The sequence below is a fragment of the Mesorhizobium sp. ESP7-2 genome (assembly GCF_020164715.1).
GTDB lineage: Bacteria > Pseudomonadota > Alphaproteobacteria > Rhizobiales > Rhizobiaceae > Mesorhizobium.
This window is the reverse complement of sequence record NZ_JAIUGQ010000002.1, coordinates 172,107-194,921: the sequence shown is the minus strand read 5'-3', so window position 1 is coordinate 194,921 and position 22,815 is coordinate 172,107. Positions and strand designations below refer to the sequence as shown.

General features: G+C 63.0%; 20 protein-coding genes and 1 pseudogene. 9 read left to right on the top strand and 12 right to left on the bottom strand.

The window, feature by feature from the left end:
* Positions 1-40 precede the first annotated feature (40 nt).
* Both mscL and LB543_RS03235 read left to right on the top strand, forming a co-directional pair.
* On the top strand, positions 41-460 hold the full coding sequence (mscL, locus tag LB543_RS03240; protein ID WP_140765131.1) for a large conductance mechanosensitive channel protein MscL: 420 nt from the start codon (positions 41-43) through the stop codon (positions 458-460).
* A 108-nt stretch (positions 461-568) separates the two neighbouring features.
* The gene (locus LB543_RS03235; protein ID WP_224613035.1) at positions 569-1,735 is read left to right on the top strand and encodes a pyridoxal phosphate-dependent aminotransferase; all 1,167 of its coding nucleotides are present in this window, start codon (positions 569-571) and stop codon (positions 1,733-1,735) included.
* A 13-nt stretch (positions 1,736-1,748) separates the two neighbouring features.
* On the opposite strand, the gene hemA is transcribed toward LB543_RS03235, so the two are convergent.
* Positions 1,749-3,026: a 5-aminolevulinate synthase gene (hemA, locus tag LB543_RS03230; RefSeq protein WP_224613034.1), complete on the bottom strand. Its 1,278-nt coding sequence runs from the start codon at positions 3,024-3,026 to the stop codon at positions 1,749-1,751.
* 279 nt (positions 3,027-3,305) lie between these two features.
* On the opposite strand from hemA, the gene galE reads away from it, so the two are divergent.
* From galE to LB543_RS03215, 3 genes are all read left to right on the top strand, one after another.
* The gene (galE, locus tag LB543_RS03225; RefSeq protein WP_224613033.1) at positions 3,306-4,301 is read left to right on the top strand and encodes a UDP-glucose 4-epimerase GalE; all 996 of its coding nucleotides are present in this window, start codon (positions 3,306-3,308) and stop codon (positions 4,299-4,301) included.
* Positions 4,302-4,421: 120 nt separating this feature from the next.
* On the top strand, positions 4,422-5,672 hold the full coding sequence (locus tag LB543_RS03220; protein WP_224613032.1) for a D-amino acid dehydrogenase: 1,251 nt from the start codon (positions 4,422-4,424) through the stop codon (positions 5,670-5,672).
* A gap of 453 nt (positions 5,673-6,125) precedes the next feature.
* A complete protein-coding gene (locus tag LB543_RS03215; protein ID WP_224613031.1) occupies positions 6,126-6,929 on the top strand; it encodes an arginase family protein in 804 nt (267 codons plus the stop codon).
* Here LB543_RS03215 and LB543_RS03210 read toward each other — a convergent pair whose 3' ends face one another.
* From LB543_RS03210 to LB543_RS03180, 7 genes are all read right to left on the bottom strand, one after another.
* Positions 6,930-8,306 (bottom strand): FGGY-family carbohydrate kinase, encoded by a 1,377-nt coding sequence (locus tag LB543_RS03210; RefSeq protein WP_224613030.1) that lies wholly within the window; start codon positions 8,304-8,306, stop codon positions 6,930-6,932.
* Entirely contained in the window at positions 8,303-8,620 is a 318-nt protein-coding gene (gene rhaM / locus LB543_RS03205) for an L-rhamnose mutarotase (protein WP_140758865.1), read from the bottom strand. The genes LB543_RS03210 and rhaM overlap by 4 nt, the downstream gene beginning before the upstream one ends.
* Positions 8,620-9,621, bottom strand: coding sequence for an ABC transporter permease (locus LB543_RS03200; RefSeq protein ID WP_224613029.1), 1,002 nt, complete (start codon positions 9,619-9,621; stop codon positions 8,620-8,622). The genes rhaM and LB543_RS03200 overlap by 1 nt, the downstream gene beginning before the upstream one ends.
* Positions 9,618-10,598 (bottom strand): ABC transporter permease, encoded by a 981-nt coding sequence (locus LB543_RS03195; RefSeq protein WP_140758867.1) that lies wholly within the window; start codon positions 10,596-10,598, stop codon positions 9,618-9,620. Before LB543_RS03195 ends, LB543_RS03200 begins: the two co-directional genes overlap by 4 nt.
* Complete coding sequence (locus LB543_RS03190) at positions 10,595-12,136, bottom strand: sugar ABC transporter ATP-binding protein (protein ID WP_224613028.1); 1,542 nt, start codon at positions 12,134-12,136, stop codon at positions 10,595-10,597. The genes LB543_RS03195 and LB543_RS03190 overlap by 4 nt, the downstream gene beginning before the upstream one ends.
* Before the next feature lie 83 nt (positions 12,137-12,219).
* Positions 12,220-13,215: a rhamnose ABC transporter substrate-binding protein gene (gene rhaS / locus LB543_RS03185; protein WP_140758869.1), complete on the bottom strand. Its 996-nt coding sequence runs from the start codon at positions 13,213-13,215 to the stop codon at positions 12,220-12,222.
* 54 nt (positions 13,216-13,269) lie between these two features.
* Positions 13,270-14,073, bottom strand: a complete 804-nt coding sequence (locus tag LB543_RS03180; protein ID WP_140758870.1) for a DeoR/GlpR family DNA-binding transcription regulator — start codon at positions 14,071-14,073, stop codon at positions 13,270-13,272.
* A 187-nt stretch (positions 14,074-14,260) separates the two neighbouring features.
* On the opposite strand from LB543_RS03180, the gene LB543_RS03175 reads away from it, so the two are divergent.
* The 3 genes from LB543_RS03175 to ggt all read left to right on the top strand — a co-directional run bounded on the left by LB543_RS03175 (position 14,261) and on the right by ggt (position 19,848).
* Complete coding sequence (locus LB543_RS03175) at positions 14,261-16,363, top strand: bifunctional rhamnulose-1-phosphate aldolase/short-chain dehydrogenase (RefSeq protein ID WP_224613027.1); 2,103 nt, start codon at positions 14,261-14,263, stop codon at positions 16,361-16,363.
* Positions 16,364-16,456: 93 nt separating this feature from the next.
* On the top strand, positions 16,457-17,749 hold the full coding sequence (gene rhaI / locus LB543_RS03170) for an L-rhamnose catabolism isomerase (RefSeq protein ID WP_224613026.1): 1,293 nt from the start codon (positions 16,457-16,459) through the stop codon (positions 17,747-17,749).
* A gap of 365 nt (positions 17,750-18,114) precedes the next feature.
* Entirely contained in the window at positions 18,115-19,848 is a 1,734-nt protein-coding gene (gene ggt / locus LB543_RS03165) for a gamma-glutamyltransferase (RefSeq protein WP_224613025.1), read from the top strand.
* 84 nt (positions 19,849-19,932) lie between these two features.
* Here ggt and LB543_RS03160 read toward each other — a convergent pair whose 3' ends face one another.
* On the bottom strand, positions 19,933-20,274 hold the full coding sequence (locus tag LB543_RS03160) for a hypothetical protein (RefSeq protein ID WP_135916977.1): 342 nt from the start codon (positions 20,272-20,274) through the stop codon (positions 19,933-19,935).
* 305 nt (positions 20,275-20,579) lie between these two features.
* Here LB543_RS03160 and LB543_RS03155 point away from each other — a divergent pair.
* Positions 20,580-20,741 (top strand): annotated as a pseudogene (locus tag LB543_RS03155) (alpha/beta hydrolase); the annotation flags it as partial.
* A gap of 16 nt (positions 20,742-20,757) precedes the next feature.
* Here the strand turns inward: LB543_RS03155 and LB543_RS03150 are convergent.
* The 3 genes from LB543_RS03150 to LB543_RS03140 form a co-directional block, all read right to left on the bottom strand.
* Positions 20,758-21,246, bottom strand: a complete 489-nt coding sequence (locus tag LB543_RS03150) for a hypothetical protein (protein ID WP_224613024.1) — start codon at positions 21,244-21,246, stop codon at positions 20,758-20,760.
* 254 nt (positions 21,247-21,500) lie between these two features.
* The gene (locus LB543_RS03145; protein ID WP_140758874.1) at positions 21,501-21,941 is read right to left on the bottom strand and encodes a hypothetical protein; all 441 of its coding nucleotides are present in this window, start codon (positions 21,939-21,941) and stop codon (positions 21,501-21,503) included.
* 430 nt (positions 21,942-22,371) lie between these two features.
* Positions 22,372-22,668 carry an adenylate cyclase gene (locus tag LB543_RS03140; RefSeq protein WP_140758875.1) on the bottom strand — a complete coding sequence of 99 codons (297 nt, stop codon included), beginning with the start codon at positions 22,666-22,668 and terminating at the stop codon, positions 22,372-22,374.
* Positions 22,669-22,815: the final 147 nt, after the last annotated feature.

Sequence of the window (22,815 nt, the reverse complement as noted above, 5' to 3'; positions counted from 1 at the left end):
AGGTGGGAGCGGCAGCACGGCCGGTCATAAGGAGGGTCGAATGCTGAAAGAATTCCAGGAGTTCATTTCCAAGGGCAATGTGATGGACTTGGCCGTCGGCGTCATCATCGGCGCTGCCTTCGGCAAGATCGTCACTTCGCTGGTCGACGACGTCATCATGCCTTTTATCGGCGCTCTCGGAGGGGTCGATTTTAACAACTACTTCATTGGCCTCTCGCACAACGTGACCGCTACCAACCTGGAAGATGCGCGCAAGCAAGGTGCGGTCTTCGCCTACGGCAGCTTCATCACCGTGGCGCTGAACTTTTTGATCATAGCCTTTGTCATCTTTCTGATGGTCAAAGCCGTGAACAACATGCGCAGGCGACTGGAGAAGGAAAAGCCCGCCGCAGCGGCAGCTCCTCCGCCGGCCGATGTACAGCTTTTGACCGAAATCCGCGATCTGCTGGCCAGGCGATAGACGGATAGGGTTCTTCTGGACCAAAACCCCGGTCGTTCGCGGCCGGGGTTTTCTGTTTTCGTATCTGGTAAGCAGCGCTTACGAACGCCCGAGACAACGGACCCACCGATGACCCTGATCCAGACCCTGCGCCCCGAGGCCCTGGCCGCACCTGAAAGCGGTATCGTCGCCGTCGTCAACTACGGCAGGCTGCGCGAAGGCCTGATCCCGCTCTGGGCCGGCGAGGGCGACCTGCCGACGCCGTCCTTCATCACCGATGCCGCGTCGAAGGCGCTGGCCGGCGGCGAGACGTTCTACACCTGGCAGAGGGGCCTCCCTGATCTCAGGCAGGCGCTTGCCCGCTACTATTCCAGGCATTTCGCCAAGACCTTCCCCGAGGAGCAATTCATCGTCACCGGCTCAGGCATGCATGCCATCCAGCTGGCGCTCGATGCGCTTGCGGGAGCCGGCGACGAAGTGATCTACCTGTCGCCCGCCTGGCCGAATTTCGACGCCGCCGCCGCGATAGCGGGTGCCGTGCCGGTGCCGGTCACGCTCGACCATTCCGGAAATGGCTGGTCATGCGACGTCGAGAAGATCGCTGCGGTGGTCACGCCGCGCACGAAGGCGTTGTTCATCAACACGCCGTCCAATCCGACCGGCTGGACCGCCGATCATGAGACCTTGCGGGCGATCCTCGATCTCGCCCGTGCCAAGGGTCTGTGGATCATCGCCGACGAGATCTATTCGCTGTTCCACTATGGTCATGGCCGCGCGCCATCCTTCCTCGACATCGCGGAGGCGGAAGACCGTATCCTGTTCGTCAACAGTTTTTCCAAGAACTGGGCGATGACCGGCTGGCGCGTCGGCTGGATCAAGACGCATCCTAGCCTGCAGCAGGTGTTCGAGAACCTGATCCAGTATTCGAACTCGGGCGTCGCCCAGTTCATGCAGCGCGGCGCGGTCGCGGCGCTCGACGAAGGCGATGGCTTCGTCGCCGAACAGGTGGAGCGAGCGAGGAAGGCCCGTGACCTGGTCTGCGGCATTCTCGGCGAAACCGGCAAGGCGCGCTTCACCGTGCCGCAAGGCGCCTTTTATCTGTTCTTCACCGTCGACGGCATCACGGATTCACGCAGCGCTGCCTTCGACATTGTCGACAAGGCCAATGTCGGCCTGGCGCCCGGCACCGCCTTTGGCCCCGGTGGCGAGGCGTTCCTGCGGCTGTGCTTCCACCGCCGCCTCGACCAGCTCGAGGAAGCGGCAAGCCGGCTGGCAAGATGGATAAAGACTGTTTGAGCAGGTGGCGGGCTTAACCGCCCGACTTGGGCACCAAGAGCGGGATGATGCGGTCGCTCTTGGCCACTGAAGGCCGTCCCGCCGAACCATAGGGAATGCCCAGCGCGTCCCAGGTTTCGACCAGCGCATCCTGCAATTCGGCGATCAACGCGTCCGAATGGAACGGCGTCGGCGTGATGCGCAGCCGTTCGGTGCCACGCGGCACCGTCGGGTAGTTGATCGGCTGGATATAGATGCCGTGCACGCCGAGCAGGCGGTCGCTAGCCATCTTGCAAAGTTCCGGATCGCCGACCAGCACCGGCACGATATGGGTGGCGGACTCCATCACCGGCAGGCCGGCGGCGGCAAGAATCTGCTTGGTTCGGCTCGCCTGCCGCTGCTGGGCGTCGCGCTCGGCCTGTGAGCGCTTGAGATGCCGGATCGACGTTGTGGCCGCGGCGGCGATCGCCGGCGGCAGCGCGGTGGTGAAGATGAAACCGGGCGCATAGGAGCGCACCGCGTCGATGACAGCGCTGGTGCCGGTGATGTAGCCGCCCAGCGTGCCGAACGCCTTGGCCAGCGTGCCTTCGATGATGTCGATACGGTCGGCCAGGCCTTCGCGCTCGGTGATGCCGCCGCCGCGCGGCCCGTACATGCCCACCGCATGGACCTCGTCGATATAGGTCATGGCGTTGTAGCGCTCGGCGAGTTCGACGATCTCCTTGATCGGCGCGATGTCGCCATCCATCGAATAGACGCTTTCGAAGACGATCAACTTGGCGCGTTCGCGGCCTGCCGTCTGCAACAGGCTTTCCAGATGCGCGACGTCATTGTGGCGGAAGATCTTCTTCTCGGCGCCCGAGCGCCTGACACCTTCGATCATCGAGGCATGGTTCAGCTCGTCCGAGATGATCAGGCAATTGGGCAAGAGCCGTGCGATGGTCGAGATCGAGGCTTCGTTGGAGACGAAGCCGGAGGTGAACACCAGGGCCGCTTCCTTGCCGTGCAGGTCGGCAAGCTCATGCTCGAGTTCGACCAGCGGGTTGGACGTGCCGGAGATGTTGCGGGTGCCGCCGGCGCCGGAGCCCATCTTGCCTGCCGCGTTCTGGAACGCGGCGATGACATCGGGATGCTGGCCCATGCCGAGATAGTCGTTGGAACACCAGACGGTGATTTCCTCGGCGCGGCCATTGGCGCGCCAGATGGCGCGCGGAAACTTGCCCGCGATGCGCTCGAGGTCGGCGAAAACGCGGTAGCGACGCTCTGCATGCAGCTGGTCGATCGCGTCCTCGAAGAAACGCTGGTAATTCATGTCGGCTTCCCAATTTTGCGCGGGATCATAATCATTGCCCTATTGGTCGTCCACCGGGCCGATTTGGTCAAAATGCCACGCCTCGGACCTGTTCCTAACGACGGCGGATCGTGGCCTATTCCCAATCCGTGGCACACTCTTTGGTTCACTTTTGTTTCAGCACGATGCCACATCAAGTGAACGCTGGTTACCTTGGGTTTTAATGGGCAGACGGCAGACTTTCCAGTAAGGCGGTTGTTGAGACAGTTTCCGATAGATCTTGGGTAAGCGAGGATTTGGATGACGGTTTTGGTGACAGGCGGCGCCGGCTATATCGGCAGCCATATGGTCTGGGAATTGCTGGATGCGGGCGAAAGCGTGGTCGTTCTCGACCGGCTTTCGACCGGCTTCGAATGGGCGGTGGCGCCGGAGGCAAGGCTGATCGTCGGCGACGTCGCCGACAAGGAATTGGTGAGCTCGGTCATCAGGGAAAACAAGGTCGACGCGATCATCCATTTCGCCGGTTCCATCGTCGTCCCGGAATCGGTCGCCGACCCGCTCGCCTACTACGAGAACAACACCTCGAAGACACGCACGCTGATCGAAACCGCGGTGCGCGAAGGCGTGCCGAATTTCATCTTCTCCTCGACAGCCGCCGTCTATGGCGGCGCCGGACTGGAGCCGGTGCGCGAGGATGCCCGCCTGGCGCCCGAATCGCCTTATGGCCTGTCCAAGCTGATGAGCGAGTGGATGCTGCGCGACGCGGCAATGGCCCATGACCTGCGCTACACGGCGCTGCGCTATTTCAACGTCGCCGGCGCCGACCCGAAGGGGCGCACCGGCCAGTCGACGCCGGGCGCCACCCATCTGATCAAGGTCGCCTGCGAAACCGCGCTCGGCAAGCGCCCGTTCATGCAGGTCTTCGGCACCGACTATCCGACGCCCGACGGCACCTGCATGCGCGACTATATCCATGTCAGCGATCTGGCCGCCGCGCATCGTCTGGCGCTGCAACGGCTGCGCGCCGGCGGCGCCAGCCTCGTCGCCAATTGCGGCTACAGCCACGGCTATTCGGTGCTCGAGGTCATCGACAGCGTGCGGCGCGCCTTTGGCCATGATTTCGAGGTCAGGATGGGGGACCGGCGTCCCGGCGATGCCGCGGCGGTGGTTGCCAATTCCGATCTCGCCCGGTCGGAACTCGGCTGGACCCCGCAGCGTGACGATCTCGACCAGATCGTCAACGATGCGCTGGCCTGGGAGCGCATCCTGACCAGCAAGAACTCCGCGCGGAGCTGAGGCGCTTTCCCCAGGGGCTTACAAGTTCCCAGGGGCTCGCAAGGCGCGCGGCGAAGCGCTATGGAAGCATTCGCGACACGGCGTGGAGGCGCGGTGCCGCGAAGAGCTTTGGGGGATGGCATGAAGATAACGGTGCTTGGAGCCGGCGTCGTCGGTACGGCGGCGGCCTATTACCTGGCCGCCGACGGTCACGAAGTCACGGTGATCGAGCGTCATCCGGCGCCGGCGCGGGGCACCAGCCAGTCGAATGCCGGGCTGGTGTCTCCCGGCGACGCCACCGCGTGGGCCTCGCCGGCGGCACTTAGGACGTTCCTGCGCGGGCTCTACAACCATGATCTCGGCATCAAGGTGCGGCTGCGCTTCGATCCCTACTTCCTCGCCTGGAGCCTGCGCTTCCTGCGCCAGTGCACGGTGGCCCGCCTGCGTGCCAACAGCCAGGTCAAGCTGCGCCTCGCGCTCTATTCGCGCGACTGCATCAACGCCATTTCAGCCGATGCCGGCATCCACTACGACGAGCGCAAGAAGGGCATCCTCTACTTCTTCCGCTCGCAGCACAGTCTCGACACCGGCACCGACAATTACCGCTATCTGGCCGAGCATGGCCTGCCGATCGAGATCGTCGGCCGCGACCGGCTGGTCGAGCTTGAACCAGGTCTTGCCGGCGTGAAGGAAAAGATCGCCGGTGGCGTCTACTCGCCGATCGACCAGACCGGCGATTCCCGGCAGTTCGTGGAAAAGCTCGCTGCTTATGCCGCCGAAAAGCTTGGCGTGAGGTTTCGCTACGGCACCACGGTCGAGGGCCTCGATATCGAGGGCGACCGGATCCGCGCGGTGATGACGTCGGCCGGACCGGTCACCGGCGACGCCGTCGTCATATCGATGGGTCCCGAAAGCGGTCTGCTCGGCCGGCGCTACGGCATCGACCTGCCAGTCTATCCGGTGAAGGGCTATACGGCGACGATTCCGCTGGAGGATGAGAGCAAGGGCCCGACCATGGGCGGCGCCGACGAGGATCAGCTGATGGCCTATTCGCGCCTCGGCAATCGATTGCGGTTGGCTTCGACCGCCGAATTCACCGGCTTCGACCGTACCCACAAGCCCAGCGACTTCGCCACCATGTTCAGGACCGGCAAGGACCTGTTCCCCGGCGCCTTCGATGAGAAAAAAGCCGAGCTGTGGGCAGGTTTGCGGCCAATGATGCCGAACTCGGTGCCGGTCATCGGCCAGGCGAAATACCGCAACCTCTACCTCGACACCGGCCACGGCCATGTCGGCTGGACCATGGCCTGCGGCTCGGGAAAATTCCTCGCCGACCTCGTCGCCGGCCGCAAGCCGGAGATCGACCCGCAGGGCCTGGTCTACAGGGGATAAGAGGTCGGGACCGCAAGTCGCCATCGACCTTGGCCACATCGAGCGCAACGCTCGCACCGTCGTTGACCGCTGCGCACTTTCGGGCATCAAGGTGTTCGGCGTCACCAAGGGACTTGCGGCATGCCGCAGGTGGCGCGCGCCATGCTGCGCGGCGGCGTCGCCGGGATCGCCGAATCGCGCTTCGAGAACATCCGCCGTCTACGTCACGGCCGATAGGCACCTCCGGCTACGACGCCTTCGGCAACCAGCCTGTCTTTCCCGACGAAGGCGACAGGCTGCGCGCCATCGCCAATATCGGCCGCGAGGACGTGCTGGTCGAAGGGTTGGCGCCGATCGCCAAGGGGATACGGGTCCCGGGGGGCGTCGAGCGACCATCTGCTGCTCGATGTCCAGGACGCCGATCCGCCGCTCGCCGTTGGCGATCGCGTCGCCTTCCGCATGAGCTATGGCGCCATGCTTTTGGCAATGACCTCGGAATATGTGGAAAAAGCACCGACGCACGATGTCGCGGATTTCTCCGGCCGCAAGATGGTGTCGATCTCGGCCGAAGCGGAAGCGGCTCGCATCCTCGCGCGCGAAGCAACCGGTGCCCGGCTGGAGGCAATGAATTTCGACGTCGTCGAACTGGCCGACATCGACCGGCCGCCCTCGGGCCTGATCCGGCTTGCCGCGGGCGCCGATCGACGCATTGCGCACAAGGCGCTGACGGCGACGGCCCGTGCGACGCATTCCTTCGGCCTGATCTGGATCGATTCCATCGCCGCGCTGATGCCGGAGGAAGAGGACGGCATCGACCTGCCGGAAGTGTCGGTGCTGGCGCGCGCGCTTGGCCTCGACCACAAGGCCGGCGCGCTGCAGCCGCAGCTGTCGCCGGAAAACGTCGTCATCATCGGACTGCGCCATGCCGACCCGGCCGAAGTGCGGGTGCTGAAGGATTCGCGCGTCTCGGCCTTCACCATGACCGACATCGACGCCATGGGCATGCGCGACCTGATGCATGAGGCGATCCGCATCGCCACCTCGGGCACGCAAGGCTTTCACGTCAGCTACTCGCCTGATGTGACCGAATTCGCCGGCTGGGCGGCTGGTTCCGGCGGCCTCACCGTGCGCGAGACGCATCAGGCGATGGAGGCGATCGCGCTTTCCGGCGGATTGCTGTCGATGAGCGTTTCGGGGCTGACTGCCGAGTTGGAGCCCAGGATCGGCACCGACGCGGTCAACTTCGTCATGTCGGCCTTCGGCAAGCGGATCCTCTGATCAGCCAATAGCCTTGACCGCGGCTCGCCATGCGCGCGCATACTCCGCCAAGGCCGGATCGGCCGGCGGCTCTTGTGTCTGGCCCTTGCCATGCACGGCCCGCTGATCCGACGCCAACAGGGCGGCCCCGATGCTGGTGCCGGTAGCGGCTTCCGATGCGATGACCGGGCGGCCGCTGCTCGCGGCAAGCATCCGCGTGAACAACTGGTTGCGCGCGAAAGGTCCCTCGACGGTCGTCGGGCCATCGCCGCCGATCAGGTCGAGGCAGGTGGCGGTCATCAGCGCCAGGTAGAAGGAGATGGCGGCAAAGCGCTGGCCGGGAGGGATCGCCTCGCCCTTGCGCCATGCGGCGGTGTGATGCGGAAATGGCCCCGAGCCGTGCTGGATCGAAGGCAAAAGCAATGTCTTGCGCGCCAGCACCGCAGTGACGTCGCTATCGTTCCAGTTCTGCGCCGAGCCTTCGGTTAGTAGCGAGAATTCGCGGCCGCCCATGAACCGCGCCGAGGGCACGGGGTTGCCGAGTGCATTGACATTGACGAGCGTATCCCTTGCCGGATCGAGTGCGACCGCCTTGCCGCCGACCGCCATCGACACCACCCAGGTGCCGGTCGAGACCACCGAGAAGGGCGGCGCGTCGGACAGGAGATGCGGCAGTAGGGAGGCATTGGAATCATGCAGGCCGCAAAGGACCGGCGTTTGTGGGTCGAGGCCGGTGCGCTGCGCAAGCTCGGGCAGGATCGGGCCAAGACGATCCCTGGCCGGCCGCACGGGCGCCATCAGGTCGCGCCAGCCCATGCGGTCGACAAGCGCCGAAAAATCCGCCGTCCATGGGTTCCACAAATCGGTGTGGCAGCCGAGCGAGGTGACCTCGTTGGCGGCGACACCAGTCAGGCGCAGCGCCCAGTATTGCGGGTACATCAGCATCGCGGCGGCCCTGGCGAACTCCGTCGGGAAGCTTTGCTGCTGCCAGAAGAATTGCGCCCCGAGATTGAGGCCGAGCGGCAGGCGCGGCGTGCCGGTCTCGGCGAAGGGCGGGCGGATCGCGTCATAGCCTTCCGCAAGCTCGTCGGGCCCGTCGAATTCATAGTCGAGAACAGGCAGCACGAGTTCGCCGGAGTCATCTACCAGCACGCCTGTCGCGCCATGGGTGGTGATCGAAATCGCGTCGATGCGCTGTTCGCGGTTGAGGACGGCAAGGCTGTCGAGGATGAACGCCCACAGCGCTTCGACATCGTGGTGCGGGTAGGGCGCCTGTCGCACCGGTGCGTTCGCCATGCGGCGCAGCGCCACCTCGCTCAATGTGGCGAGATCGACCAGCGCCACCTTGGCGTTGGTCTTGCCGATATCGATGACGGCGATGTGGCGGATCGCGCTCATTCCATATGGAACATTATTTCCAGGGGCACCGCCACCGGCTCGTTATCAGGCCTGGTCTTCATGATGTCGGCCATTTCAGCCCACCAGCGCTGCATCACCGGATGCTTCGGCAGATCATCCATGCCGTGACCATCGGGCCGCCACAGCACGCCGAACAGGATGTTGGTCTCTTCGTCGAGATGGATCGAATAGTCGGAGACGCCGGCCTGTTTCAGCAGCGCGACCAGTGACGGCCAAATTTCGTCGTGGCGCTTTTTGTACTCGGCCTTCATGCCGGGCTTGAGCATCATCTTGAATGCGTATTTCTCGGGCATCAGGCCAGGCGTCCCCCGCGCAACCGCCGCCAGACGATCGGCAGCGCGATGACGATGATCAACAGCAGGCCGATGAAGATCGACATGACGATGCCGGGCACGTTGAGCAGGCCGAGGCCGAAGGTCACCAGCCCCATGATGAAGGCGGCAAGCACGACACCAACGATGCTGCCGGCGCCGCCGAGAATGCTGACACCGCCGAGCACCACCATGGTGATCACCTCAAGCTCATAGCCCTGCGCGATCGACGGCCGGGTCGAGCCGAGCCGCGAGGTGATCAGCACCGAGGCGATGCCCGACATCAGGCCGGTCAGGCAAAACAGGATGAATTTTATGCGGCCGACTCGCACGCCGGAAAACTGTGCCGCGACCGGGTTGTTGCCGATGGCGAAGACGCGGCGGCCGAAACTCGTACGATGCAGCACTGACCAATAGACGACAGCCGCGATGAGGAAGAGCACCAGTTCGAACGACACCACCCACCAGACGTAACCCTGGCCGAAGAAGGCGAAACTTTCGGGATAGCCCTTGTAAGCTTGGTCGCCGAGAATGATGAAGGCGATGCCGCGAAACAGGCTCATCGTGCCTATGGTGACGACGATCGACGGCAAGCCGAGCCGCGTGACCAGCAGCCCGTTGAAGGCGCCGCAGCCGAGGCCGACGACGATGCCGATCAGGACAAGCACTGGCGTGCCGGCGCCGGCCTGCACCGCCATGCCCATCATGGTCGATGCCAGCGCGATGATGGCGGCCACCGACAGATCGATCTCGCCGGAGATGATCAGCAATGCCATTGCAAAGGCGATCAGACCCTTCTCGGTGAAGTTGAAGGTGAGATCGGACAGCGAATACGGATCGAGGAAATAGGGCGAGGCAAAACTGTTGATGGCAAAGATCGCGATGGCCACCACGACCAGCAGCGCTTCCCAGGAAAAGATCGCCGAAGAGAGCGGCTTGTCGAGTCGGTCGGGAATGTGGCGCGGGGCAGGGACGTCGGTCATGTCACCGCTTCCACTTTCTTGAGGATGATGCGGCCCTGCTGGCGTTCGCCGCGCGCGTTGAGCACGACGGCCAGGATGATGGCACTGCCCGAAATCGCCATCTGCCAGAAGGGCGAGATGTTGATGACCGGCAACGCGTTGGAGATGATGCCGAGGAACAGCGCACCGAGCACGGCACCGCCGACCGAACCGATGCCGCCGGCGATCGAGATGCCGCCGATGACGCAGGCGGCGATGATGTTGAGCTCATAGCCGTTGGCGACCTCGACCGACGCGATGACGTAGCGCGAAATCCAGAGATAACCGCAGAGGCCACCGATCATGCCGGAGATGCAGAAGACGATGAATTTCGTGCGGCCGACATCGATGCCGGTATAGACAGATGCCGTCGGATTGACGCCGATGGCATAGATCGAGCGGCCGAGCGGCGTGCGTGTCATCAGCACGAAGAAGAGCGCGATGACCAGGATGGCGATCCAGGACAAAACTGGAATGCCGAGGAAAGCCGCGCGCTGGAAGCCGATGAAATCCGGGCTCATCTTGTCGGCATTGACCCATGCGCCGCCGGACAGGACGAAAGTGGCGCCGCGATAGATGGTGAGCGTGCCCAGCGTCACCACGATCGAGGGGATGTTCAGCCGCCACACCAGCAGGCCATTGATTGCGCCGAGCACCAGCCCGACGGCAAGCGCGACGGCGATCAGCAGCGGGATCGGGATCGCCGGATGCGCGGCGTTCAGCATCGCCACCACCATGCCGGTGAAGCAGAGGTTCGAGGCCATCGACAGGTCGATGGAGCGTGTCAGGATGACGACCATCTGGCCGAGTGCCAGGATCATCAGGATCGAGGTGTCGTTGAACACCTGGCGCAGGTTGCCTGCATCGGCAAAGGCGGGAAAGCGCGTCGAGATCAGCCCGATCAGCACGACGATGGCCGCGAGCAGCCAGATTTCGCGGTATTTCAGGAAAGCCTTCATGCCGCGATCCCCGCTGCTGTCCTGACCAGCGTCTCGGCGTCCAGTCCCTTGTTGTCGTAGACCGCTGCGACGAGGCCCTCGCGCATGACGACGACGCGGTCGGACATACCGAGAATTTCGGGCAGTTCCGACGACACCATGATCACCGACAGGCCCTGTGCGACGAGCTCCGCCATGAAGCCGTGCACGGCGGCCTTGGAGCCGATGTCGATGCCTTTGGTTGGCTCGTCCAGGATGATCACCTTGGGTGTCGTCGCCAGCCATTTGGCGATAACCACCTTCTGCTGGTTTCCCCCTGAAAGCGTGCCGACATCCTGGCTGAGCGAGGAAGCCCTGAGGTCAAGCCTCTCTGTAAAGGAACGGGCCAGCGAAAATTCCTCCGCCAGCCGAAGCATGCCGGATTTGGAGGTGCGGGCGAGCGATGGGAGAGAAACATTCTGGAAGATCGGCAGGCCGATCACCACCCCTTGCTTGCCGCGCTCCTCCGGCACGTAGACGATGCCGGCCTCGATTGCTTCAGCCGCCGATTTTGGCGCGATCGCCTTGCCTTCCAGCGTGATCGTGCCGCTGCTGGTGCGCGTGATGCCTGAAATCGCCTGCATGACCTCGCTGCGCCCGGCGCCGACCAGGCCGTAGAAGCCGAGGATCTCGCCCTTGTGCAGTTCGAAGCCGATGTCGTTGAATTCGGTCGGGTGCGACAGGCCGGAAACGGAGAGCACCGGCGCGCCGATCTCGGCCTTGCGCTGCGGAAAGATATGATCGACCGCGCGGCCCACCATCATGCGCACGATCTGGCTCTGGCCGGCATCCCTGATCAGGCCTTCGCCGACCATCTCGCCGTCGCGGAACACGGTATAGCGGTCTGCGATGCGATAGATCTCGTCGAACTTGTGGCTGATGAACAGGATCGCCTTGCCCTGCTCCTTGAGGAATTCGATCAAGAGGAAAAGCTCTTCGATCTCCTTCATCGAAAGCGCGGCCGTCGGCTCGTCCATGATGACGATCTGAGAGTCGATCGACATGGCGCGCGCGACGGCGACCAGATGCTTGTTGGCGATGCCGAGGTCCCTGAGCCGCGCATCGGCGTCGATATGGGCGGCATGCATGGTGTCGAGCACTTCGCGCGCATTCTTGCGCATCGTGCGCCAATCGATGGTGCCGAAGCGCGTGCGCGGCGCATGGCCGAGAAAGATGTTTTCGGCGACGCTGAGATCGTCGAACAGAACCGTCTCCTGATGGATGGCGGTGACGCCAACTCCAAAGGCCGCGTGCGCGCTGGGCAAGGTGACGGCCTGGCCGTCAATGCTGATTGTGCCTGCGTCGGGCTGGTAGATGCCGGTCATGATCTTGACCAGCGTCGACTTGCCGGCGCCATTCTCGCCGATCAGCGCGGTTACCTGGCCCGGATAAAGCGACAGGCTGACATTGTGCAGCGCCCGCACACCGGGAAAGCTCTTGGAGATGCCGGACAGCGTCAGGCGTGGAGCAGAAGCTGGAGGCCGCTCCTTCGTCTCGCTGTGTTGGGCCGTCGTGTCCATATCGTATCAAGCCCTGAAACTAGGTCCGTTTGAAGTCGCGGCGGGACCAAAGCCCCGCCGCGTCTGCTTGAAAGGCTCAGAGATCAATAGATCTTGGAGAACTTCTCGATGTTGCTCTTGTCGAACTTGAAGGGCGGAGCCATCGCGGCCGAATTGGTGTCGTCGAGCGTCACCTTGCCGACGCGGCCGATCGACAGCGTGGCGCCGGGCTTGGCTTCTTCCTTCTTCACCGCCAGGTCATGGGCGAGGTAGACGGCGGAGTAGCCGAGGTCGATCGGGTTCCACAGCGCAACCGCCTGGCTGGCTCCGTTGTCGATGAACTTCTTGAATTCCGACGGCAGCGCCAGGCCGGTGACGTTGACCTTGCCGATCAGGTTCTCGTCGGTGACGACCTGGGCGGCGGCGACGACGCCGACGGTGGTCGGCGCGATGATCGCCTTGAGGTTCGGATAGGACTTCAAGAGGCCCTTGGCTTCGTCGGTGCTCTTGGCCGAGTCGTCATCGCCATAGACCGTGGCGACGAGCTTGATCTTGGGGAACTTCTCCGGCAGCACCTTCTTGGCCGCTTCGATCCAGGAATTCTGGTTGGTCGCGGTCGAGGACGCCGACAGGATGGCGACGTCGCCGCCTTCCGGCAGATAGTCGGCGGCAAGCTTGATGATGGTCTCGCCGATCAGGCCGGTGTCGGACGGGTTGAGGTGAAGCTGGCGGCCTTCCTTGGCGACGCCCGAATCCCAGGAGATGACGGTGATGCCGCGCTCCATGGCCTTCTTCAACACTGGCACCAGCGCGTCGGCGTCATTGGCGGAAATCGCGATGGCGTTGACCTTCTGCGCGATCAGCGAATTGACCACTTCGATCTGCGCCTCGGCGGTCGCCTTGGTCGGGCCGGTGTAGATGATATCGACGTCGCCGAGTTCCTTGGCTGCCTCTTCGGCACCCTTGTTGGCGGCATCGAAGAAGCCGTTGCCGAGCGACTTCACCACCAGCGCGATCTTGACGTTTTCCGCGTAGGCGGCATTCACGAACATGGCGGCCGAGAAGGCCGCCGTGACCATCAGTTTCTTCAAGAAGCTCATCGAATTTCCTCCCTTGAGCGTTGCATTCCATCGCCGCTGCGGCGTGAGTTCGTCTCAGGCCTGCAGTGAAGATTCTTCCCTTGTCGACTTGCGGGCGACGATCAGCGTCACCCCCGCGGTTTCCAGCATCTTGGCTTCGCGGTCCTCGATGCCGTCATCGGTGATGACGGTGGCGATGCGCGAAAGACCGCACAGGATCAGGCTGGAGCGTTTGCGGAATTTCGAGGAATCGACCAGCACCACCAGTTCGTCGGCCTGGTCGATCAGCTTCTGCTCCGCCTGGATCAGCAGCGGATCGCCCTCCATCAGGCCGAGCGGCCCTAACCCCTGCGCGCCCATGAACATGCGGCGCGCATAGAAATTGCGCGTCACGTCATTGTCGAAGGGCGACAGGATGATGTTCTGCTCGCGATAGATCGTGCCGCCCGACAGCATCACCGTGTTCTTGGAGTGCTTGAGCAGATGCTCGGCGATCGGGAACGAGTTGGTGAAGATCGGCATGCGGCGGCCGGTCAGGAAATGCACCATCTGGAAGGTGGTGGTGCCGCCATTGATGATGATCGGCTCGCCGTCCTTGCATAATTCCACGGCTTCGCGTGCGATGGCTCGCTTCTGCGCGGCGTTGAGTGTTTCGTTGACCGAGAAGGGACGGCCGGCCAGCCCGATGAACTGAGGCGGCGAGATCGCCTCGGCGCCGCCGCGCACGCGGCGCAGGCGCTTCTGGACATGGAGGGCCGCGATATCGCGCCGGATCGTCGCTTCGGACGACTCCGTCAGGTCGACCATCTCCTGTACCGTCACCACAGGCTTTTCCTGGACGGCGGACAGAATGATCCTGTGGCGCTCTTTTTCGTGCATCGTTCCTCCCTGCCTCGGCATCTAGGCACTCAAAACGAGCAGTGTCAATCATTTCCGATCATATAATTTCATTGTGCACTGCAATATGATTGATATTGATCGTTTGTGATTGACAAGCTCGCCTCTTGCGTAGACATTCCCCGGCGAAAAAGGAGCGCATCGTCCGCGCCCCAAGGGAGGATTACCTATGCTCGACAAGCGCTCCGGCTCGCGCCTCGCCAATCTGTGGGATGATGCGAAGGCGAAGGGGATGAGCGAGCCCGAGCTTCTGGTCTATCGCTCGAATACGCTCGGCTCTGACAAGCGCGTCACCAACTATGGTGGCGGCAACACATCCTCGAAGATATGGCAGAAGGATCCACTCACCGGTGAGAATGTCGAGGTGCTTTGGGTCAAGGGCTCGGGCGGCGACAGCGCCTCGATCAAACTCGACGGCTTCGCCACCCTCTACATGGACAAGCTGCGGGCACTGAAGGGGCTTTATCGCGGCGTCGAGCACGAGGACGAGATGGTGGGCTATCTGCCCCACTGCACCTTCAACCTCAATCCACGCGCGGCCTCGATCGACACGCCGCTGCACGCCTACGTGCCGAAGCCCTTCGTCGACCACATGCATCCCGATGCCATAATCGCCATTGCCGCGGCGAAGGATTCCAGGGCGCTGACCAATGAAATCTTCGGCGATGCCATAGGCTGGCTGCCGTGGAAACGGCCGGGCTTCGAACTCGGCCTGTGGCTGGAGAAATTCTGCCTCGAACACCCCACCGCCAAGGGCGTCATCCTCGAAAGCCACGGCCTGTTCACCTGGGGGGACACGCCAAAGGAGTGCTACGAGACGACGATTTCGGTGATCAACCAGGCGATCGAATGGTTCGAGCGCCGCTCCGAAGGCGTGGCGATCTTCGGAGGCGAGGTGGTGAAGTCGCTCGACGCCGCCGATCGCCGTGCCATTGCGGCCAAGCTGATGCCGAAAATCCGCGGCCTAATCTCGGAAAAGAGCCACAAGCTCGGCCATTTCGACGATTCTTCCGCCGTCCTCGAATTCGTCAACTCCAGGGATCTGCGCCCGCTGGCCGCACTCGGCACATCGTGCCCGGACCACTTCCTGCGCACCAAGATCCGCCCGCTGGTCATCGAATTCGATCCGGCAAAGCCTGATGTCGATGCCGTCATAGCGCGCCTCGCAGACGACATTGCCGAATATCGTGTCGGCTACCAGGCCTATTACGACAGCTGCAAGCATGCGGATTCGCCGGCCATCCGCGACCCCAACGCGGTAGTCTATCTGATGCCCGGCGTCGGCATGTTCACCTTCGCCGGCGACAAGGCGACGGCGCGCATCTCGGGCGAGTTCTACGTCAACGCCATCAACGTCATGCGGGGCGCCTCGACCGTCTCGTCCTATGTCGGCCTGCCCGCGCAGGAAGCCTTCGACATCGAATACTGGCTGCTCGAGGATTTGAAGCTGCAGCGCATGCCGAAGCCGAAGTCTCTCGCCGGCCAGATCGCGCTGGTCACCGGCGGCGCCGGCGGCATCGGCCGGGCCACGGCCAACCGCCTGCTGCGCGAAGGCGCCTGCGTGGTGCTGGCCGATATCGACGAGGCGGCGCTCGCCGGCGCCAATGAGGAACTGGCCAAGGCCTATGGCAAGGATTTCGTCCGGGCGGCTCTCATCAACGTCACCTCTGAAGATCAGGTCGTCGCCGGCTTCGCCGAGACGGCAGTCGAGTTCGGCGGCATTGACATTCTGGTCTCCAATGCTGGCCTTGCCTCCTCGGCGCCGATCGAGGAGACGACGCTGGCGCTGTGGAACAAGAACATGGACATCCTGTCGACCGGCTATTTCCTGGTCTCGCGCGAAGCGTTCCGGCTTTTCCGGGTGCAGAAGATCGGCGGCAACGTCGTCTTCGTCGCCTCCAAGAACGGCCTTGCCGCGTCACCCAATGCCGCTGCCTACTGCACGGCCAAGGCGGCCGAGATTCATCTGGCCCGCTGTCTCGCGCTGGAAGGCGCGGAAGCGCAGATCAGGGTCAATGTCGTCAACCCGGATGCGGTGTTGCGCGGCTCGAAGATCTGGACCGGCGAGTGGAAGGAACAACGCGCTGCCGCGTACAAGATGTCGACCGACGATCTCGAAGAGCATTACCGCTCGCGTTCGATGCTGAAGCGCTCGGTCTTTCCGGAAGACATCGCCGAGGCGATCTATTTCCTGGCCTCCGACATGTCGGCCAAGTCGACCGGCAACATCATCAATGTCGACGCCGGCAACGCACAGAGCTTTACACGCTAAGGACCCTTCCCTCTCCCCGTTTCACGGGGAGAGGGTGCCCGAAGGGCGGATGAGGGGCGGCGCCAGCCGAACGAGTACTGGGAGGAACAGCAGTTGTCCGAAACCATCATTTCCGCCGACATCGTCGATAAGAACAATGCCGCGCGCAAGGCCGACCTCGAGCGCGACTACGCCTCGCTCGGCGAGCGGCTGGACCGGCGCGGCATCGCCATCGATGCGATCAGGGACAAGGTCGAGAAATTCGCCGTGGCGATCCCGTCCTGGGGCGTTGGCACCGGCGGCACGCGCTTTGCCCGCTTCCCCGGTGCCGGCGAACCGCGTGATATCTTCGACAAGATAGAGGATTGCGCTGTCATCAGCCAACTGACGCAGGCGACCCCGACCGTCTCCCTGCACATCCCGTGGGACAAGGCCGACCCGAACCGGCTGAAGCAGGCGGCTTCCCGCTTCGGCCTCGGCTTCGATGCCATGAATTCCAACACTTTCTCGGATGCGAAGGACCAGAAGCTCTCCTACAAGTTCGGTTCGCTGTCGCATGCCGATGCCGGTACGCGTCGCCAGGCAATCGAGCACAATCTCGAATGCATCGAGATCGGCAAGACGCTGGGCTCCAAAGCGCTGACGGTGTGGATCGGTGACGGCTCGAATTTCCCTGGCCAGGTCAATTTCGCCAAGGCGTTCGAGCGCTATCTCGATGCCATGCGGGAGGTCTATGCCGGCCTGCCCGCCGACTGGAAGCTGTTCACCGAACACAAGATGTACGAGCCCGCCTTCTATTCCACCGTCGTGCAGGACTGGGGCACCAACTACATCATCGCCAAGGAATTGGGCGACAAGGCGTTCTGCCTCGTCGACCTCGGCCACCACGCACCCAACGTCAACATCGAGATGATCGTGTCGCGGCTGATCCAGTTCAAGAAACTCGGCGGCTTCCATTTCAACGATTCCAAATATGGCGATGATGACCTCGACGCCGGTTCGATCGACCCCTACCGGCTGTTCCTGGTCTTCAACGAACTGGTCGATGCCGAGCTTTCCGGCGCCGAGGGTTTCGACCCGGCGCACATGCTCGACCAAAGCCACAACGTCACCGACCCGATCGAAAGCCTGATGTTGTCGGCGGTCGAAGTGCAGCGCGCCTATGCGCAGGCGCTGCTGGTCGACCGCAAGGCGCTCGAAGGTTTTCAGGACGGCAATGACGCGCTGATGGCGACGCAGACGCTGAAGGCAGCTTACCGCACCGACATCGAGCCGATCCTGGCCATGGCGCGGCTGAAAACCGGCGGCGCCATCGATCCTGTCGCCGCCTACCGGTCAGCGGGCTACCGCGCCAAGGTCGCGGCGGAACGCCCGGCGGTCGCCGGCGGCTCCGGCGGGATTGTTTGAAGGCGAAATCTGGGATCGCTTCGGACAAATCTTCGATAATTGTCGGCGTCGGCGCTGCCCCTCATCCGCCTGCCGGCACCTTCTCCCCGTGAACGAGGAGAAGGGAGATGGCCGCGACCTCGGCACTTGTTCTGCCACGTTGACGATTGGCGAAACCGACGGCGAGAGCACCCTTCTCCCCGTCCCTATACGGGGAGAAGTGCCCGGCAGGGCGATGAGGGGCGGCGCCGACTTTGGAAATTCCTATCCTCGAAGAGGTCGACCAACCGAAGCCATCGAGTAGGAGCCGCTCGCTACTTCAATTGTTATTGGACTAACGCGCTCCAACGGTCTTTCCTAAGCGTCCCCCGCCTAGGAGCCCCGCCATGCACCTCACTCGCCGAACGCTGATCGCCCTCAGCCTTTCCATCACCTTCGCCTTTTCGCCATCGGCCTTCGCCGCCTCTCCAGCACCCGCCAAGGGCGAGAACGGCATGGTCGTCACGGCCCAGCATCTGGCTTCCGAAGTCGGCGTCGAGGTGTTGAAGAAGGGCGGCAACGCCGTCGATGCCGCGGTCGCCGTCGGCTATGCCTTGGCCGTGGTCTACCCCAACGCCGGCAATATCGGCGGCGGCGGCTTCATGACCATCCGCTTCAAGGACGGCAAATCGACCTTCCTCGATTTCCGCGAGCGGGCGCCGCTTGCCGCGACCAAGACCATGTATCTCGACAAGGACGGCAACCCCGTGAAGGGCGCCAGCCTCGACGGCTATCTCGCGGTCGGCGTCCCCGGTTCCGTCGCCGGTTTCGAAATGGCGCGCCAGAAATACGGCACCTTGTCCAGGCAGGACCTGATGGCGCCGGCGATCGCCTATGCCAAGGAGGGGTTCATCCTCAATCAGGGCGATGCGGCTTCATTCGCCGGCGGCGCCGAAAGGTTGGCGAAGGATCCGGCGGCGGCCGCCATCTTCCTCAAACCGGACGGCAAGCCCTATGGCATCGGCGAGAAGCTGGCGCAGCACGATCTTGCCGCGTCGCTCTCGGCCATTTCCGAAAGAGGTGCCGATGCCTTCTACAAAGGCGCCATCGCCGACGCCATCGTCAAGGCGAGCGGCGCCAAGGGTGGCATTCTGGCCAAGGGTGATTTCGAGCAATATACGGTGCGCGAACTGAAGCCCGTCACCTGCTCCTATCGCGGTTACGAGATCATCTCTTCGCCGCCACCGAGCTCGGGCGGCATCATCATCTGCGAAATCCTCAATGTGCTGGAGGGCTATCCGCTCTCCTATCTCGGTGCTGGTTCGGCCGAGACCGTGCATGTCATGGTCGAGGCGATGCGCCACGCCTATGTCGACCGCAACTCGGCGCTCGGCGATCCCGATTTCGTCGACAACCCGGTCTCCAAGCTGCTGGATAAAGCCTATGCCAAGGACATCCGCGACAAGATCGATCCGTTCCACGCCGGCGTGTCGCAGGACCTCATGCCGAAGGGCTTCGGCGAATCGAAGGAGACGACGCATTATTCGATCATCGACAAGGACGGCAATGCGGTCGCGGTCACCTACACGCTGAACGGCTCCTTCGGCGCTGGCGTCGTCGCCGACGGCACCGGCATCCTGCTCAACAACGAAATGGACGACTTCACCCAGAAACCCGGTGTGCCCAACCTCTATGGCCTCGTGCAGGGCGAAGCCAACGCCATCCAGCCGAAGAAGACGCCGCTGTCCTCCATGAGCCCGACAGTCGTGGCCAAGGACGGCAAGCCGTTCATGGTCATTGGCAGCCCCGGCGGTTCGCGCATCATCACCATCACGCTGGAGGCGATCGTCAACGTCATCGATCACGGCATGAACATCCAGCAAGCGATCGACGCGCCGCGTATCCATCATCAATGGTTGCCCGACACCGTCTATGTCGAGCCGTTCGGACTTTCGCCCGACACCGAAAGGCTGCTGGCCGGCATGGGGTATCACCTCGATCTCGCTGACCAGACCTGGGGTCAGGCGGCCGGAATCCTGGTCGGTGGCAAGAGCCTGGCGGAAATCGAGAAGGGCGGTGGCGCGCGCTACAATGGCGCCATAGACAGCCGCGCGGCATCGGGCGAAGCGCTTGGATATTGACAGGCCGCAAGCCTGTTCCTTGCCTGACGAGGCCGGATTCCGCCTTTCGGGACCGGCCTCCGCTTCATGGCCCGGCAGCAGCCGTCAGGTCACCAGCGTGATGGTCGATGCAATCAGCATCAAGGCGGCGATGCCGACGAACAGCGCATAGATGCGTGGCCGGTCGAGCAGCAGCGCGTTACCCGATATCCAGGCCGACGTCGCGCCGCCCAGCGCGAAGAGGAAGCCGTTGCGATGGCCGAAAGTCATCGACGCTGCCATCAGCCCGCCGATGATCAGGGCGCCGAACACGATGATCACGGCGACCGCGTATTTCTCGAAGTCGTTGTTGCCGATCCCTGGTCCGATCGCGTTCAAATTCGGCAGGTCGTCCGGATCGAAGGGGCTCGCCGACCCGTATTCGTCTTGACCCATGGATTCTCGCATCACTTGATCTCCGCTGACCGGCAACAAACCATCAACGCCTGCCGAGCGCAACCCGATCGCACGTCCCTCTCCATGTTGACCGACATCTTCAACACTTTCCGGCCGCGCTTGTCACCGTTCTTTCGGCCACCTGGCTCGAATGCAACGGCGTTGCCGCCCGGATGGCACGCCCACCCATATGGGCCGTGTCCGCGGGGAAAAGATAATGCCGCCGATCAATTCGGCTCCGGTAGGCCTAGGCGGCTGCGGCGGGAAGTCGCAGCGCCCGGCAGGTCCCGGCCGGATTGTTCGGCACACTGCCCTCGGCGCAACGCCTCGACGCGCTCCCAGGCCTGCGGGCGAGCTTCGAGCTGCACGCCGGCGAAGACCACACGTCGATCCTGCCGGTGACGGTCAACCGCGCGGTGCAGGCGGCTTTCGCGGTGCGGCAAAGGAATATCGCCCTGGCTGAACACCTGCCGGGGTAAGAACCACCTCGCGCCTTCATTCCTGTGAAGGGGAGGCGCTCAATCGACGATAGGGGATGCCATCGAATCTTGCCGTCACAAAATCGGTGACGGACATCTTGCGCTTGCGTCCGTCGCTGCAGGCGTAAACTGGCCAACCGGCATCGCTGCATTCGCTGGCTGCGCAAATACGCGCCAGGCAGTTACCGATAGTCAACCGGAAGCCGCCCTTGCCGGCGAAGCCTTGCAACAAGCTGCCGTCCGCCGAGCGCCATGTCCGCGCACGGAATTCCGCTCGCAAAAGCAATGGTTCGAGGGGGATCGCAAGATTGGTTTCGCCGGCATGCCCTGCGAACTGCAGACGGAAGCGCGCCATTGCAGTCGTGTATGCGGTCACAAGATCCGATTCGCGAAAATAGGCGATCGGCAGGTTGGAGCGGTCAAACAGATGAGACATACGCTCGCCTGCCTCTACCGGCGTCAGCAAGGCAACAAAGGTAAGAAAGGCGAAGCAAGCTCGCGACATTTTACAGCAGCCATATCGATCTCGGCCTGCCGGTTTGGCCCCGGTTGCCCTCCGGCAACATCCTGCCAAATCTCGCCCTGCGCAAGTCGCTTGCCGAGGCAGTCCATAAGGCGGCCGAGTGCAGCAATTCGCAAGGCCGCCGAGTTAAAGCGATTGGAGCCGAAGACGGTGACCGCATCAACCAATTTGCGCGGGCGGGCGACATACAGTCGGCGTTCGCGGCAAGGAGGAACACCCGCCGCAGCCGGAGTTCCTCAGCGGAGGCGAGCCGGCGGCAGTTCGAACAGCTTGGCGCCGTTCTCCTGGCCGCGCTCGACATAGCCGATGATGCCGAACCATCTGGCGACATCTGGCCCCTGCAGCCAGCTGCGCGAGTGGATGGGAAGGTTGCCGGCGAGCGCCTGGATATGCCTGATATGCCGCTTGCAGAAACGGACGGTCGAGCCGCGGAAGAAATCCTCCTGCGCGGCAAACAGCGTATCGGCGGCGTCGCTGTTCTCATGCCAGGCGATGATCGCCACGGCCTTCTCGCCCTCGACAAGCGCGTGCGCCCGGCCTTCCTTCAAGTTCATCATCAGATTGTCGTAGGCGATCTTGCTGTCCTTGCCGGCCGCCGCGTATTCCTCCGACATCCGCTTGGACAGGCCATGGAAGACGTCCTCGAGGTCCCCGAGCGTTGCTGCGCGTGCTCTCATTTCACCTCCTGCAGCCCCGCGGGAAGTTTGCCCTACGGTCGATGGATCACCAAGCAAATTGAATCCGACAGAAGTCCGGTGAGCGCAAAGTCGTTCCGTCGATCGATCTTTGTGACGGGCCCCACCAGGCCGACGGACGTGGGCCTGGTCCCGATAATTTCCGAAATCCGAGGTTGGAAAACGTTCGGGGCAGCAGATTCGCCCCTTTTTCGCGCGGTGCTGAGGAGTTTCCGGAGCCTGGTCCGCGCCGGCAAGTGATGTCGACTGGTGAATGTGTTGGCCCGGCTGCTTCGGCGACCGGGCCAGTGTTCCGCGGATCGTGCTGCCACCTAGAGCTATTCCAGGAAAAGTGCGTAGCGCTTTCCCTAGGGAATTGCGTAAAAACAAAGAGTTAGAGCGGTTCGGCGATTCCAACAAACACTGAGCCGCTCTAATGATTATGGGACTGCTGGAAGCCGGCCACGTCGTACTGAGATACGCTCTTCGGATTTTTCGAGTTTTGCGGCTGGGTGCCCGCGTAATGTGTTCCGGCATTTCCATCCGGGTTGAAGGCCGAGCCCGGGGCAGAGCTGGCGTGGCCGGGGGTCGCACTTCCTGTTTGAGGGGTTCCGATGGTTTGGCCGGGCTGACCTGTCGTGCCCGTCACCGTGTGGACATTGGTGGCCAGGGCCATGCCAATGGAACCCATCAGTAAGCCTGCCATCATCGGAACCAGGAGATGTTTCATGGTCGTTCTCCCAAAAGCATTTGATTTTGGGTGCTCGGGGTCTTGTGAGCACCCGGCGAACTAAAGTTAGAACGCTCTTCGGACCACCATTCGTCCCGACTATCGCAAACCTGTGATCTGTTTATTTCACCGTGACACGTTTTGGCC